14 protein-coding genes and 1 tRNA gene are annotated in these 15,171 nt (G+C 33.8%); 12 read left to right on the top strand and 3 right to left on the bottom strand.

The features are described from left to right. Positions 1 to 70: 70 nt before the first annotated feature. The 5 genes from HOG71_14905 (at position 71) to HOG71_14925 (ending at position 4,441) form a co-directional block, all read left to right on the top strand. The gene (locus HOG71_14905) at positions 71 to 523 is read left to right on the top strand and encodes a cold shock domain-containing protein (protein ID MBT5992137.1); all 453 of its coding nucleotides are present in this window, start codon (positions 71 to 73) and stop codon (positions 521 to 523) included. A gap of 148 nt (positions 524 to 671) precedes the next feature. Continuing rightward, a complete protein-coding gene (locus HOG71_14910; GenBank protein MBT5992138.1) occupies positions 672 to 2,018 on the top strand; it encodes a DEAD/DEAH box helicase in 1,347 nt (448 codons plus the stop codon). 130 nt (positions 2,019 to 2,148) lie between these two features. Next, a complete protein-coding gene (locus tag HOG71_14915) occupies positions 2,149 to 3,291 on the top strand; it encodes a VWA domain-containing protein (protein MBT5992139.1) in 1,143 nt (380 codons plus the stop codon). Between the two features lie 62 nt (positions 3,292 to 3,353). Then, positions 3,354 to 3,956, top strand: a complete 603-nt coding sequence (locus HOG71_14920; protein MBT5992140.1) for a hypothetical protein — start codon at positions 3,354 to 3,356, stop codon at positions 3,954 to 3,956. After that, positions 3,956 to 4,441, top strand: a complete 486-nt coding sequence (locus HOG71_14925) for a hypothetical protein (GenBank protein MBT5992141.1) — start codon at positions 3,956 to 3,958, stop codon at positions 4,439 to 4,441. The genes HOG71_14920 and HOG71_14925 overlap by 1 nt, the downstream gene beginning before the upstream one ends. A gap of 242 nt (positions 4,442 to 4,683) precedes the next feature. Here the strand turns inward: HOG71_14925 and HOG71_14930 are convergent, their stop codons facing one another. Continuing rightward, complete coding sequence (locus HOG71_14930; protein ID MBT5992142.1) at positions 4,684 to 5,619, bottom strand: hypothetical protein; 936 nt, start codon at positions 5,617 to 5,619, stop codon at positions 4,684 to 4,686. 47 nt (positions 5,620 to 5,666) lie between these two features. Then, positions 5,667 to 6,734, bottom strand: coding sequence for an SIMPL domain-containing protein (locus HOG71_14935; GenBank protein ID MBT5992143.1), 1,068 nt, complete (start codon positions 6,732 to 6,734; stop codon positions 5,667 to 5,669). 371 nt (positions 6,735 to 7,105) lie between these two features. Between HOG71_14935 and HOG71_14940 the strand changes: the two genes are divergently transcribed. From HOG71_14940 to HOG71_14970, 7 genes are all read left to right on the top strand, one after another. Beyond that, complete coding sequence (locus HOG71_14940) at positions 7,106 to 9,070, top strand: histidine kinase (GenBank protein ID MBT5992144.1); 1,965 nt, start codon at positions 7,106 to 7,108, stop codon at positions 9,068 to 9,070. A gap of 7 nt (positions 9,071 to 9,077) precedes the next feature. Then, positions 9,078 to 9,818 carry a response regulator transcription factor gene (locus HOG71_14945; GenBank protein ID MBT5992145.1) on the top strand — a complete coding sequence of 247 codons (741 nt, stop codon included), beginning with the start codon at positions 9,078 to 9,080 and terminating at the stop codon, positions 9,816 to 9,818. Positions 9,819 to 10,041: 223 nt separating this feature from the next. Beyond that, positions 10,042 to 11,607: a GMC family oxidoreductase gene (locus HOG71_14950; protein ID MBT5992146.1), complete on the top strand. Its 1,566-nt coding sequence runs from the start codon at positions 10,042 to 10,044 to the stop codon at positions 11,605 to 11,607. A 2-nt stretch (positions 11,608 to 11,609) separates the two neighbouring features. Beyond that, positions 11,610 to 12,986 carry an aldehyde dehydrogenase gene (locus HOG71_14955; protein MBT5992147.1) on the top strand — a complete coding sequence of 459 codons (1,377 nt, stop codon included), beginning with the start codon at positions 11,610 to 11,612 and terminating at the stop codon, positions 12,984 to 12,986. Positions 12,987 to 13,033: 47 nt separating this feature from the next. Continuing rightward, entirely contained in the window at positions 13,034 to 13,306 is a 273-nt protein-coding gene (locus HOG71_14960) for a hypothetical protein (GenBank protein MBT5992148.1), read from the top strand. 240 nt (positions 13,307 to 13,546) lie between these two features. Beyond that, on the top strand, positions 13,547 to 14,170 hold the full coding sequence (locus HOG71_14965; GenBank protein ID MBT5992149.1) for an outer membrane beta-barrel protein: 624 nt from the start codon (positions 13,547 to 13,549) through the stop codon (positions 14,168 to 14,170). 240 nt (positions 14,171 to 14,410) lie between these two features. Continuing rightward, positions 14,411 to 14,485, top strand: a tRNA-Val gene (locus tag HOG71_14970). 184 nt (positions 14,486 to 14,669) lie between these two features. Here the strand turns inward: HOG71_14970 and HOG71_14975 are convergent. Then, entirely contained in the window at positions 14,670 to 15,134 is a 465-nt protein-coding gene (locus tag HOG71_14975; protein MBT5992150.1) for a CHAT domain-containing protein, read from the bottom strand. Positions 15,135 to 15,171: the final 37 nt, after the last annotated feature.

Below are 15,171 nucleotides of genomic sequence, written 5' to 3' on the forward strand. Positions count from 1 at the left end.
TATTGAAACATAATTGAGTAAATCAGTGCATAATAATTAGAAACCTAAAAATAATAATAGATAAGTAAGAATGGCTAAATCTCAAGAATCCTATAACAAAAAAGAAAAAGAAAAGAAGCGTTTGAAAAAACGCAAAGACAAATTAGAGAAGAAAGTAGAGCGTAAAGCAAACTCTGATGGTGGTGGCCTCGAAAACATGATGGCCTATGTTGATGAATTTGGAAACATTACTGATACTCCTCCCGATCCGACTAAAAAGAAGCAGAAAATCAAGGCTGAAGACATTGAAATTGGTGTCCCGAAAAGAGAAAAAAAGGATATTGACCCTATAAAGAAAGGGAAAGTTGAGTTTTTCAATGACTCTAAAGGCTATGGCTTTATAAAAGAAGTCGGAACTCAGGAAAAATTCTTTGTTCATGTGAATGGTTTGCTTGAAGAAATTCAGGAAGGTAATATGGTTACTTTCGAACTAGAACGAGGAATGAAAGGAATGAATGCTGTACGCGTAAGTAAAACGCAATAAGCTTTCAAATTTTATATAATGCACCAGAGTCTGTAAATAAGGCTCTGGTGTATTTTGTTTTGGGCTTTATTTGAAAAAAATGTATTGAATCGATTTAAATACCGATAGTCACAAGTTCAATCAACTAACAGCTTATTAATAGCATATCATGAATTCTTTTAGCAATTTAAATCTGACTAAATTCTTACAAAATGCTTTAGATGATTTAGGATTTAATACCCCTACACCAATTCAGACTGAAGCCTTTACTGTAATACGTTCAGGTAAAAATGTAGTGGGAATTGCTCAAACAGGCACTGGAAAGTCATTTGCCTATATGTTGCCAATGCTTCATGATTTCAAATTTTCACAACAATTCATCCCCAGAATAATTGTTTTAGTACCAACAAGAGAATTGGTTTTACAAGTTGCAGAACAGTTTGAAAGCTTATGCACCTATATGAATGTGCGTGTTTTAGGCGTTTATGGAGGGACAAATATTAATACACAGAAACAATCAGTAGCTCAGGGAGTTGACGTGCTTATTGGTACTCCAGGACGATTATATGATTTGGCAGCTTGTGGCGTATTACAATTAAAAGGAGTGAAAAAGCTGGTCATTGATGAAGTCGATGTAATGCTGGATCTAGGTTTTCGATTTCAGCTGACTAATATTTTCGATCTTTTACCTGAAAAAAGGCAAAACCTAATGTTCTCGGCTACTATGACTGATGAAGTGGATGAACTTATCAATGAATTTTTTATTGCACCCACTAAAATATCCATTGCAGTCAGTGGAACTCCGCTTGAAAATATAACACAGACTTGTTATCAGGTTCCCAATTTTTATACTAAAATAAATCTGCTTTCTCATTTGTTAAAAGATAAAACTGAGTTTAGCAAAGTACTGGTATTTATGCCCAGTAAAAAAAGTGCAGACAAATTATATGATGCACTGGAAAGTATGTATGGCTCAGAAACCGGAGTAATTCATTCAAATAAATCGCAGAACTACAGAATACGATCAGTAGAGAAATTTAATAAAGGGAAAAACAGGATATTGATCAGTACCGATGTGATGGCTCGCGGTCTGGATTTGGAACTAATCACACATGTGGTTAATTTCGATACACCTAATTTTCCAGAAAATTATATGCACAGAATTGGTCGAACTGGAAGAGCAGAACAAGAAGGTAAATCAATCTTGTTTTATACGGAGCTTGAAACGGAAGCAAAAGAGGCTATTGAATCATTGATGTCTTATCAAATACCCCTGATTGATTTCCCTGAAGAAGTTGCTATCTCAAAAGAATTAACACCAGAAGAACGACCTAAAAGTGCTGCAGGCAAAAACCCTGGTCGTAATAAGAAGATTTCAGTAAGTGGACCAAATACGCACGAAAAGAAGGACAAAAACAAAAAAATGAATCAAGGTGGTTCCTATCGAAGAGAGCTAGCCCAAAAATATAAAAAACCTAAAACTAGGGGCGATAAGAAAAAGAATCGTAAAAAATAATTTTCAGGAATAATCCATGCATCAATTTGTATTTTCTTCATTCTAAATTGCAATACAATTTTGAAAATTAAGCAACCAAAAACAGGCTTTATTACTCTATCTTTAATAAAACATTATTAATAAAAATATCATGAAAAAAGTTTATTCTTTGCTCATCATCATTGCTATTATCATTCTTTCAAGTTGCAGTAAAGATTCATCAATTGATTCATATTCAGGAGCCGACTTTGGCGATGATGGAGGCGATAGTACCGGATATGCTGGTTTAATTACAGCAGGAGAATGGAACGATTTGGATAATTGGGGTTTTTGGGATGATTTACTTGCTTTGAAGGATTACTCCTTGAAATCTGAATATTGGGATTTTTATACAAATAACCGAGTTTCTGTGCTTCTTAAAGACAATAGTGGACTTGCAGTTTGTAATGTGCAAATTGACCTAAAATTCAAAAATGATATAGTATGGACTGCCAAAACTGATAATTTTGGTAAAGCTGAATTGTGGGTTGGATTATTTGATAAACAAACTTCAATAGATACAAAAGACTTGACTCTATTTGTGAATAATATTCAAATATCAACAGCAGTCAAGCTATATAAAGATGGTGTAAATGAGTTGGTTACATCTCCTCAAGCATGTGGTAAAAAAGTTCAGCTCTCGTTTATTGTTGATGCAACAGGATCTATGGGTGATGAAATTGAATTTTTGAAAAAGGATTTGAAGGATGTGATAATGGATGTGGAAAACAACAATCCTGCATTAGACATTTATACATCCACTGTATTTTATAGAGATATAGGTGATGCATACGTTGTTAAGCATTCATCTTTTACAGATAATATTTCATCCACAATCAGTTATATCAATAATCAGAAATCTGCAGGAGGGGGCGATTTTCCTGAAGCTGTCCATACAGGTTTAAACGAGGCGATCAACAAATTAGATTGGTCAGATCAGGCATACACCAGAATAGCTTTTCTGCTTTTAGATGCACCACCTCATTACGATCCTCAAATTATTAGTGAAATTCATGAATTAATTAAGGAGAGTAGCAAAAAAGGAATCAAGATAATTCCTATTTCTGCAAGTGGAATAGATAAAGATACAGAATTTTTGTTACGTTTCTTTTCCATTTCAACAAATGGAACCTATGTTTTTATTACCAACCATAGCGGTATTGGCAATGATCACATTGAACCTACAGTTGGTAGCTATGAGGTGGAGTTTTTAAATGAATTAATGATTCGCTTAATCAATAAATACACTGAATAAGACGTGCTTAATAATTTCGGCATTAAGTGTATTTTTTATTTACTTTCAAAAATTGATCAAAAGTGATTGACAAAAATATTAAGAAACTGTGGGATTGGTTCATTAAGCATGAAAAACAAATTCGTAAGAGTATTGAAGATGAATCAGCTACCGAACAACAATTGGTTACTGATCAACTCAATAATTTAGTATTGGAATTAGGTATGTTTACTTGGGAAGTAGCACCTGGGGAAACCAAACCTTGGTCGTTTCTTATTTCTCCTAATGGAGATGCTGAACTATTAGTGAAAAGCAAAAAAATAATTCACGAAGCTCCTGATTTGAAGGATTGGGCGTTTTATTTTGCCAGACAAGCAAAACTGTGGGATCAAAAATTACTACTATACGATAGTGTGATGGATGAACAGGAAGTTGATGCAAGCAAATGGAAGTTTGTTAAAATAGAAAAGCAAAGAGCAAAGTGTGATTTAATAATAGAAGCGTTAAATATGGCACATATTGATGAGGAAACCCTTAATAAAGCTGCTCATATGCTTGTTGTTAATGAAATTGGGGAAGAAACAAAAATTAATAAAATTGCTTCTATTGAAGTTGTTCGGAAAATTCCTGCACAATATGAATCAAATAGGGCAGATATTACTGTATTGCGAAAAGAATTGTATTAATGGAAAAGCTGCACAAACAACTTCGAAAAAAGATACGAATTTGGATTATCTTCTTTATCATAGCGCTTGTTTTGAGTGGGATTACTGCCTTTCCGATTGAAATGCAATTAAAGCTAGCGGTCAAATATTTGACATTTTTACCTGCTTTTCTTTATGCTTGGATCAATGAAGTGTATATTGGTATCAACTCAACCAATGCAAATTTTCCTTTTCTAGCTTATGGAACCGATTGGCTTGCTTTTGCACATATAGTAATTGCAGTTGCGTTTGTTGGTCCATTAAAAGATCCTGTAAAGAATATCTGGGTCATACAATTCGGGATGATTGCCTGCTTAATGGTTATTCCTTTGGCTTTAATAGCTGGAGCCATTAGAGATATTCCTTTTTTCTGGAGAATGATTGATTGTTCATTTGGTGTATTTGGTATTATTCCTCTCTATATTGTTTACAAATACATTAAAAAATTAGAGCATATTCGATGCTAACAAAGCAGAGTGTTTTTCAGGTGACTCTGATGTTCGTTCTTCAGTTGTTTTAACTTTTCCCCTCATCTGGTCTCTCAAAGATGAAGTTCAATGTCTCAGTGTCACTCAGCTTTATTGCTTTATGTCTTTTGCTTTGTAAAAGTGGAGACACTGAGGGGACAGAAGTTCAATCCCTCAGTGTCACACAGTTTTTTGTATTGTAAAAATGGAGAAACTGATGCTTAAGATGGCGATTTGGAATTCTAAAATACAGAAATATGAACTTTCATATTTTCATGCATAAACACATCTCCATTTTTACGTAAGGATTCTTCCTGTTTGCTTTCATCTTTTAGGAAAGCTTCCAGATACTTAGTGATTTCGGTCATTGTAATCGTCACTGTAGATCCATTAGAGATAGCCTCAGTAATGTAAGAGTGTAAAAGATTGTTATAGGCATTTTTAAAAATATCATGTGTCGCAAATATATCACAACCAATTACTTTATTACCTGAAACTGCAATCATCCCTACAACAGTAGGATCATGATCCCATGCCGAGTGGAAGACTGATAAATATGCTTGCATCTTATCCTTGTATTCTTTCGATTTTTCCAAGGCAGTATAAGCTCCTGTACTTGAACTTACACCATTGCTGGAATTAACTTGGCTGACGTTCGACCATACTTCGCCCTGATTTTTACTAATTACAGCAGCTTTTCTTACATTCTGACTCACACCATTTGAATAGCCTTCAAATTTTGTCCCTGATTCCTGAGCCGACCATCTGCCACGCTCAACACAAAAAGCTGAAATGTTTTTCTTTTCACCCGCTAGGATAATAACGTCTGAACCGATAATTCGGTCTTGTTTACCTCCCTTGATAATTTCTCCAGCCATCAGGTAAATGGTTTCCTTCGAGATATTTTGTGCGTATAAGGTATTAACAGTCCCTGAAGTGCTTACTTCTGTTACAACAATCTTGTTAAGCCTGATTGCGGATTCCAGATTGGTGAATTTACTGATGTCTTTATGAGCCGCTGTAAATACCTTATTGGCTTTAATGGGGTAAATCTTAATAAGATTGTCTGTTGAAGTTCTCAATTCCAGATATTGGGGTTGAAGATTTTGCAAATTATACTGTGCATGCAGACTCAGAACGGCCATTATCAGTAATAGTAGTATGCTTATTTTTTTCATGATTTTGATTTTAATATTTGAATAAATTTCAAAGGTTTAAATGGTCCTTATCTTTTCTTAAACAAGCCTTTTTTTGCCCGCTCTTCGTTTTCTTTTTTCCTTTTGTTTTCAATTTCTTTGCGGTCGTCCCATGCCTTTTTATTTGTTGATGAGTACCTTACTTTTAACGTATAAAAGAACTGGATTCTTGGAGCGACAAAGTCAGCATTCATAACCCTGTCAAATTGATTGTAAGGGATTTTGTTATAATAAATGGTCTCTTTCTTTTCCGTATGATTTACAATAAACCTAGTTTCATCTTCGTCTTTATCGTAGTTATTTATATTAACCTTTTGATTACTTCCACTAACGTAAACATTTACCGCACGGTCTTTTCTTTTCTTGGCAATTCTTACTTCTTCAATTGAACTCCCCGTATTGAATGCTGTATAACTTGCATATCTCTCCAATGGATAGGCTACATTAAAACCGTCCGACATATTTTCAACCTCCAGATGAAGTCCCATTTTTTCATATAGTTTTTCTTTCATTTTAATAACCAGACTGGCAGCTTCCATTAATGAGTCATATACCGCCTCAATATTTGACAAATTGTAGTCAACTTTTACAATGTCATAAATTTCAGCTTTAGCAACGTGAGAGATGATTTCAGAAAGCTTATCATGATTATAGAAAATAACATGGATGTTTTTCTTCATTTGAAAACCTGTGGGTATTTCATTTGCTGTATGGCTAAATTTCTTCTTCTCAAGCTTTATGGAATAAGTGGGTAGCATTGAAATTACATCAATATGGATATCACTAGCTTTAATACCCATTTGTTTCAATCCATTTTCAACCATGGCTAACCGAATATTCAATAGTGAATCTGTTTCAGTAGCCGTTTTCCCATTTTGTGTTGCACTAAATATGGCAACATAACTTGTTGGCTTCATGTTTATTAATACATCGGCCTGCAGAATAACATTTCGATTATCAGGTGCACTTATATTTACAAGTACTCTTTGTGGTTTAACCGCTTGAGGATTGTTGTAAATTACATTTCCTGCTGATTGTCCGAAGCTTGCATTTGCAATTAGTAGTGCCAGAACGCCTAAAATAATTTTTGTTTTCATTTGTTTTTTTTAAAATTGAATAAAATTTAATTTCGATTTTGAATCAAAACTAAGGGGCAAATCAGCTTCAAAAAAGCTACTTTTAGGGAGGACAATAAAGGAGTTAGGCTAGGGGGGATTTTTATTAGGCAAAAAAAAATAGCATGTTTTATTATTGTGAAATTGGAACTCAATGATAGATGGAGTCGGTAGTCAGAAAAGCATGTTGCATGAAAAAACTGAGAAAAACTAGCAATTAGGTAAGCCCCTAATCCAATTAGGCAAATAGAGTGTAGGTTGAGGGAAAGCATGATTCCATTGAGCTAAATACCTCTGAAATTGAAACTAGCTCTGAATAATTTGTTACTTTTACTTGGTCAAACAAGAAGCGCATGTTAAAAAAAGTGTCATTTTTTTTTCTATTTCTACTGATTATCATCTCGGTTGTTTATTCGCAGAGTAATTCATTTTCACAAAGACAAAGTTTTAATGATGTTAAAAACTATTCATTTTCTGATATAGACTTGCTGTTGGATTCAGTGAGCATGCAACTTGAGACGAATCCTGAGAAAGCTTTCAACTTTATTGAAATGGCAATGATTCTCTCCTTAGAAGAAAAAGACAAAACAAAGCAGGCAAGAACATTCGAAGTTTTGGGTGTTTATTATAAACATTTCAAACAATACGATCTTGCCGCAATGAATTATCAGAAAAGTGCACGATTATATGGTGCGAAAAATTCTAGATTTTTTGATAATAATCTGGTCGCTGCTAATCTTTACCTTCAAGCTAAAGAATATCAAAAAAGTATTGACCTATTTAATTTACTCCTTAATTCAAGTGTTAATAAACAGCAAAAATTGCTAATTCAGGAAGGATTAGGTGATAATAATTATTCTGCCAAATTATTTACTGAAGCCCTTGTCAATTTCAAAGAAGCTGAAAAAATTGCTACTGAGCTTTCACAGATTGATAAGAATACAGAGATAAAACTAAAAATTGCTATCATTCTAATCGAAATTAATGATGAGAAAGCTTTGCATTATTTAACAGAAGCAAGCAAACAAGCAATTTCAACAGCAAACGGAAAACTTCAACTTAAATCACAAAACCTACTTGCTGAATATTATGCACTAAACAAAATGTATAAGCAAGAGATTGAATCTCGAAACTCAATTAGCAATACTTTAACTGAAAATATAGATGTATTGCAAAAGCAGGAAATTAATGTATCAGAAGAGTCTTTCAGAAACAATACATCAATAGCACAGGCGTTAAATGGTCAGAATCAACCTGATGAAGCACTTGATGTTATTAAAAAGAATGAGAAGTTAGAACAGGAAAAAATTGGTATTGAATACAAAATTGAAGCAGCAAAAACTCAATCTGAAAGTTATGTAGAGCTAGGTTTAGGCAATCAAGCCATTGAAAGTTATAAAACTTATGTTGATCTGGTTGATGAATTATACAAGATAAAGGAAAATGAGATAAACGAAGTGATTGATGTGGCAAAAAAACTGACAGATAATCAAAACCGTATCGTTTTGTTGGAACAAGACAAACAGCTTTTTGACATTCAATTGCAATCCATGGAAAAAGATCAGTTATTGATTACAGAAAGTAATAAGTACCAAAGGAATTTGATCATCCTTCTTTTTATTGTGGTTGCTTTGCTCGTCTTTGCATTGATAAGTGCCTTTCAACGAATTCGAATACAGAAAAAACACAATCTTTTTCTTGACTTGAAATCTTTACGAACACAAATGAATCCTCATTTTATTTTCAATGCATTAAACTCTGTAAATAGTTTTATTGCTAAAAACGATGAGATTAAAGCCAATAAATATTTATCCAGTTTTTCACGGCTAATTCGAAGTATTTTGGAAAATTCAGAATATGATTTTATCCCATTATCAAAAGAAATTGAAATGCTAAAATCCTATATTGAACTTGAGAATATCCGGTTTGCTGATAAGTTTAGCTATACTTTCAATATTGACAAAAACATCAATGCAGATGAATATAGAATTCCACCCATGTTAATTCAACCCTATATTGAAAATGCAGTATGGCATGGTCTGAGATATAAAGAAAAGGACGGATTGTTAAAAGTTGAGATTATAAAAGAAGACTCCTGCTTGAAAGTAGAAATTATTGATAATGGGATTGGGCGAACAAAATCCCAGGAACTTAAAACGGAGAATCAAAAGAAGAATAAATCGAAAGGTATTGTAAACACAACGAAACGATTGGAAATACTGAATAAACTGTATAAACAAAATATAGAGTTGAATATTGAAGACTTGAATCATAATCAGGAAGGAACAAAGGTGACATTGACTATTCCTGAATTATAATACTGAAATGGAAATCAAAGCAATTATAGTGGAAGATGAACTGCCGGCAAGAGAAACGCTGGAAGCTTATTTAGAGAAATACTGTCCTGAAATTAAAGTTGTAGCTACTGCTTCTAATATAGATGAGGCGATACAGGCTATCCGAAATAATGATGTTGACCTTCTTTTCCTTGATATTGAACTACCTTATGGTAATGCTTTCGACTTGATTGAAAAAGTAGGGAAGGATGATTTTGAAATCGTATTTATAACTGCATATAGCGATTACGCAATTGAAGCATTGAATAAAAAAGCCGCCTATTACATAATGAAGCCTTTAGATATCGAAGAGCTTATCAAGGCTGTGGAGGAAGTAAAAAACAGGTTATCCCAACAAGGCATCATAGAAAGTATTAACAAAGTAAAAAACTTTGATGCGATTCAAACGAATAAGTTCATGTTTCCTCACCAGTTTGGTTTTGATTTATTGGAAATTGGCACAATAATACGGTGTGAAGGTGTCGATAATTATACCCGATTTCATTTTACAGATGGTTCATCTAAACTAATAAGTAAAACACTCAAGAAAATCGAAGAGCAATTATCCGAATATGGCTTTATGAGAGTTCATAAATCAAATCTTGTCAACTTGCGCCATATCCTTAGCTATCACAAAGGGAAAACAGGCTCTCTGCTTATGTCTGATAAGTCTGAAGTGATGATAGCTTCAGGTAAAAAGAATAAGCTGGTTGAGCTCTTAGGATTATAATCTTAATCTTTGAATTTGTTTTTATCAGGACATTGTAAGCTTCATCCACATAGATCGAAAATTCTTGCTCGAGTATCACATTTTATAAATGATAGCATCGGGATTGTTTAATTAATCTCAGTCTCTGATATTTCACTACAATAAAATAATCATAGAACTTATTTCGATACGGGCTAAAAGTCTTATTTTTACGGACAAGTTAAAAAAGATAAAAAAACAAGCTTTGCAGTACGATTACGACTATATCATCATAGGAAGTGGATTTGGTGGGTCAGTAAGCGCTTTAAGACTTTCAGAAAAAGGCTATAAAGTGCTTGTTGTTGAAAAAGGAAAGTGGTTTAAAGCAGAAGACTTTGCTAAAACCAATTGGAATCTGAAAAAATGGTTATGGATTCCTGCATTGCGTTTTTTTGGTATCATGAAGATCACAATCTTTAAACATGTTGCCATACTTTCTGGAAATGGTGTTGGTGGCGGATCGCTTGTTTATGCCAACACATTACCAATTCCAAAACCAAGTTTTTATAATCAAGGTAGCTGGAGTAAACTGGCAGATTGGGGATTGGAGTTGAAACCATTTTACCAAATTGCACTTGACATGCTCGGTGCAAGTCGAAATCCAAAACTGTTTGACGGAGATATAGCCTTAAAACAATTAGGAGAAGAAATCAATCGTGCAAACCAATTTGAACATCCGTATGTGAGTGTTTTTTTTGGAAAGGAAAATGAATTGGTTGAAGATCCCTATTTTAATGGAGATGGCCCAAAACGAGCAGGATGTAATTTCTGCGGTGGTTGCATGACGGGTTGTAGGCATCATGCTAAAAACACATTGGACAAAAATTACCTTCATTTAGCCCAAAATCTGGGTGCTGAAATTAGGGCAGAAAGAGAGGTTTATGATGTCAAACCAGTTGATTGTGATGGTTCAGATGGATATGAAGTATATATTAAATCTAGTACCCAGCTATTTGCTAGAAATAGCAAACTCATTGCAAAAGCGGTCATATTTTCAGGTGGAGTTTTAGGTACGATTAAGCTCATGTTAAAACTTAAAAAAAGCTCTCTTACCCATTTGTCCGAGAAGCTTGGCGATTTTATCCGAACGAATAATGAGACATTGATAAGCGTTTCCACATTAGACAGCAACAAGGATTTATCTAAAGGAGTGGCAATCGGAAGTTTATTGCATACGGATGATAATAGCCATTTAGAAGTGGTTCGATATTCTGAAGGATCTGGTTTTTGGAAGTTACTTCATTTTCCGCTGGCAACTGGAAGCAATATTTTTATTCGACTATTCAGAATGATAGTACAATTGCTTAAAGCTCCTTGGAGTTATTTCAAAGTATACTTTGTAAATAATTGGGGGAAAAGCACGGCAGTCCTTTTGTTTATGCAAAGCATTGATAGTACACTCAGGTTCAAAATAGGATTCTTTGGCAGTATGCGGTCAATTGTAGGTAAAGGTAAAAAGCCAAGTCCATTTATTCCTGAATCGATTGATTTAGTTGAAAAATACAGCAAAATAGTAGGAGGGAAGGCTACTTCTTTTTCTTTGGAAACATTGGCAGGATTGTCATCTACTGCCCATATTCTTGGTGGTGCGGTTATGGGAGAAGATAGTTCAAGTGCAGTCATCAATAAAAACAATGAAGTTTTTGGTTATAATAATATGTACGTGATTGATGGATCAATGATATCAGCAAATCCTGGAGTCAACCCAGCATTAAGTATTACAGCCATTGCAGAAAGAGCTATGAGTAAAATTCCTAAAAAGGTAAAATAGCAATGAAAGAAACAACAAATTCTGAAATAGATCATTTGCTGGCAAGGCAAAAAGCATTTTTCTCCTCGTTAAAAACAAAATCCTATCATTTTAGAATTGAACAATTAAAGAAGCTGAAAAAGGCTATACTACTTCATGAGGACTTTATCTATGATGCATTAAAAACTGATTTAGGAAAATCAAAACAAGAAGCTTATTACACAGAAGTTGGGCTGGTACTTGATGAATTGGATTTTCATATAAAGAATTTAAAGGATTGGATGTCTGCTAAAAAAGCTCCAACTCCCCTTAAATTATGGCCTTCAAGTAGCAAAATTTACCATGAACCATTAGGTATTTCCCTTATCATGGCTCCTTGGAATTATCCATTTCAATTGTTGATTAATCCTTTAATTGGATGTATTTCAGCTGGTTGTTGTGCCATTGTTAAACCTTCACCTTATACACCTCATGTTGCTAAAGTTATTGAGAAAATGTTACTTGATAATTTTGAGTCAGATTATATTTCATGTATTCAGGGTGGGCGTCATGTGAACGAGATTTTATTAGCGAAAAAGTTTGATCTGATTTTTTTCACGGGAAGTCCTGCTATGGGTAAAGTTGTTATGAAAGCAGCAGCCGAAAACCTAACGGCCATTATTCTTGAATTAGGTGGTAAAAGTCCTTGTATAGTAGATGAACATGCCAACATCGAGATGGCTGCCAAGCGAATTGCTTGGGGAAAAACGATTAATGCAGGACAAACATGCATTGCTCCTGATTATCTGTTTGTACATCATTCAATAAAGGATGAATTGATTGCAAAAATAAAAGCCTGTTTTACAGATATGTATGGTATTAACATCAAAGAAAGTGAGTTTTATCCGCGAATTGTAAACGAAAAAGCATTTGACCGATTGCATAATATGATGCAGCAAGGAAAAATTGTAGTAGGAGGCCAAACAGAAAGAGCAAATAAATATATTGAACCAACACTAATCGACCATGTTAAGTCTGACTTTCTTATTATGCAAGAGGAGATTTTTGGTCCATTATTACCCATCATAAGTTTTGAAGAGATTAGTGAGGCTATCGATTATATTAATAAAAATGAAAAGCCTTTGTCGTTTTATTATTTTGGAAAAAGTAAACAAGCAAAAGAAATACTTCAACAAATAAGCTTTGGAGGTGGTTGTATAAATGATACATTGATTCATTTTGCAAATCATTATTTACCCTTTGGTGGAGTAGGGAACAGTGGTAAAGGTGTATATCATGGTTACAACAGTTTTCAGGCATTTTCCAATAGTCAGGGTGTAATGAAATCACTAAATCTGTTAGACTTACCACTCCGTTATCCTCCTTTTAAATGGTTTAAATTAGTAAAGAAAGTAATTTGATAATCCTTTGGCTGAAAATAGTTTGTGTCATTTTATTAGTGATTGGTATGATTTATCGAACTAGAATAATTGAAACCCATTTAGATTATAAACGAGAAGATGGATTGATTAAGCCTAAATTCAAGTTTAAAGACTATTTAGGAATAACATTTGATAATGAAGAACTTGGTCAGTTTAAGGTTTTTCTTCAATTGTTTTTGCCAACAATTTACAAGGGCGCTGATAATCTAATAAAAAGGAAAGTGTTACTTTCAAATATGGTGTTATTAGTGTTTTATTTATCAATATTAGTAGTAGTATTTGTTAGTTTATTCAAATAGAGAGAAAAAGTGTCAGATATTTAAGATTAAAGACAATACTTGAAAGTAAATTGAGAATAATTTAATAAACAAAATAGCCTAATTATAAAATAAATATTTGTTTTAATCATTTGCCATAAAACCATTAGGTTTGACGTATGCTATTCTCTTCAAATCCCTTTAAATATAGATGATTCAAGCATTCATGTTTTTTATAGGATAAGTATTTTTTTATAAAACAATTAGTAAAAATTAGCAAAAATGAGAACATTTAAATTATTTACAATTCTATTGATATTAAGTATGTTAAGTCTGAGCTCATATGCTCAGCTATTTACTGTTTCAGGACAAGTGGGATATGCTGGCCCCAGAGGTAATGCATTTACCGATGACGTAACAGGAGATCGATTAAGCTCTTTTGGCTTAGGTTATGAAGCTGATGTGATGATGTGCTTAGATAAGTTAGATAATAAATTAGCCGTTGGATTAATGTACAGCGGTGCTGCCTTAATAGGAAGTGAAGGGGAGTCGTTTTTTGATTTTGGGGTATATGGACTTGCTCTTTATGGACTTAAAAGTCAATATCGATTATTAAACCCTGATAAATCATTCAGTCCCTATGGGAGTTTAGGTTTGGGCCTTTCTCAAATGTCAACACCAGATGTAACAGTTGGTACTGATGTAACAAAAGGTGGGCGTGCCTATTCATTAGGATTGCGTCCTGAAATTGGATTGGATTTAGGTGGCTTTTTAATTTCAGCATCTTATTTTGTTCCCATGAAATATAAAATTGAATCACCAACAGGAGATTTTGATGGTACTGCTGGAGCATTCAATATTTCAATAGGCTACAGACACTATATGGATTTGACTGGAATATTTTAGTCCTCTCTAAATTGGTTTGAATGCAAAAGCGCAGGTTAATTTTCTTGCGCTTTTTTTGATTAATCTCGTCAGACACTGAAATTGAGAGAGTGTCTTATTCTACATTATAAGAGAAGAAGGAAAAAAGAACACAGTATTGACAATATTTATTTGTGAATTAAAATATTAACTTATATTTGCACCCGCATTTGGGCATTAGTTGTCTGCTTCAGGCAAAGCTCAAAGAGTTCTTTAAATATTGGGTGATTAGCTCAGTTGGTTCAGAGCACCTCGTTTACACCGAGGGGGTCGGGGGTTCGAGCCCCTCATCGCCCACATTAGAAAAGGCTTTCAGAGATAATTTGAAAGCCTTTTTTCATGTCTTCACATCTAGGGTTTCATATATTGATAATTAAAATTAGTTACAACACTTTTAAAACATTTCGATAGTTATTGGAACCAGATTCTTCTACAATAGGTTTTTATTGCTCAAAAATATATTAACTGCCATTGTTCGAATTTATTTCACTAACACGAAAGCGGCCCATTTATATGGATCATTTTTGTATTTGGTTTTCATTTGTTTTTGGGTAAAATTAAAAGCTACGGGGATTGTTGTTCCTGAAAATAAACAGGTATAGAAAATTTCCATAAACTCAGCCGTTTCATTGTCAGGTACTTTCCAGAGACTCATAATAATGTATTCTACACCTGCCATTTTAAATGCACGTTGCAAACCAAACACCCCTTCGCTACCTTTGATATCACCCAGCCCTGTTTCACAGGCAGAAAGAACCACCAAACGGGTATTGGGTAAATACATATTAGAAACTTCATATGCAGTTAATATCCCATCTTCCAATTCTTGGGGAACGTCTTTACCGCTCCATGCATTGTTGGCTCCCGAAAATAACAAACCCGAGCGGTTTAAAGGATTGTCCGATTGCCTGTAAACCTTTTCTTTCCCTTCTGAAAAAGTATTCATTTCATTATAGTCTTTCTTAGGGTCGGGAAAGAAAAAA

Source organism: Bacteroidota bacterium, from assembly GCA_018698135.1.
Classification (GTDB): domain Bacteria; phylum Bacteroidota; class Bacteroidia; order CAILMK01; family JAAYUY01; genus JABINZ01.

Bases quoted from the DNA above. Each gene is read 5' to 3' on its own strand.
- HOG71_14945 (MBT5992145.1), top strand. From the start codon at position 9,078: ATGGAAATCAAAGCAATTATAGTGGAAGATGAACTGCCGGCAAGAGAA.
- HOG71_14910 (MBT5992138.1), top strand. From the start codon at position 672: ATGAATTCTTTTAGCAATTTAAATCTGACTAAATTCTTACAAAATGCT.
- HOG71_14965 (MBT5992149.1), top strand. From the start codon at position 13,547: ATGAGAACATTTAAATTATTTACAATTCTATTGATATTAAGTATGTTA.
- HOG71_14905 (MBT5992137.1), top strand. From the start codon at position 71: ATGGCTAAATCTCAAGAATCCTATAACAAAAAAGAAAAAGAAAAGAAG.
- HOG71_14930 (MBT5992142.1), bottom strand. From the start codon at position 5,619: ATGAAAAAAATAAGCATACTACTATTACTGATAATGGCCGTTCTGAGT.
- HOG71_14975 (MBT5992150.1), bottom strand. From the start codon at position 15,134: ATGAATACTTTTTCAGAAGGGAAAGAAAAGGTTTACAGGCAATCGGAC.
- HOG71_14960 (MBT5992148.1), top strand. From the start codon at position 13,034: ATGATTTATCGAACTAGAATAATTGAAACCCATTTAGATTATAAACGA.
- HOG71_14955 (MBT5992147.1), top strand. From the start codon at position 11,610: ATGAAAGAAACAACAAATTCTGAAATAGATCATTTGCTGGCAAGGCAA.
- HOG71_14935 (MBT5992143.1), bottom strand. From the start codon at position 6,734: ATGAAAACAAAAATTATTTTAGGCGTTCTGGCACTACTAATTGCAAAT.
- HOG71_14925 (MBT5992141.1), top strand. From the start codon at position 3,956: ATGGAAAAGCTGCACAAACAACTTCGAAAAAAGATACGAATTTGGATT.
- HOG71_14915 (MBT5992139.1), top strand. From the start codon at position 2,149: ATGAAAAAAGTTTATTCTTTGCTCATCATCATTGCTATTATCATTCTT.
- HOG71_14940 (MBT5992144.1), top strand. From the start codon at position 7,106: ATGTTAAAAAAAGTGTCATTTTTTTTTCTATTTCTACTGATTATCATC.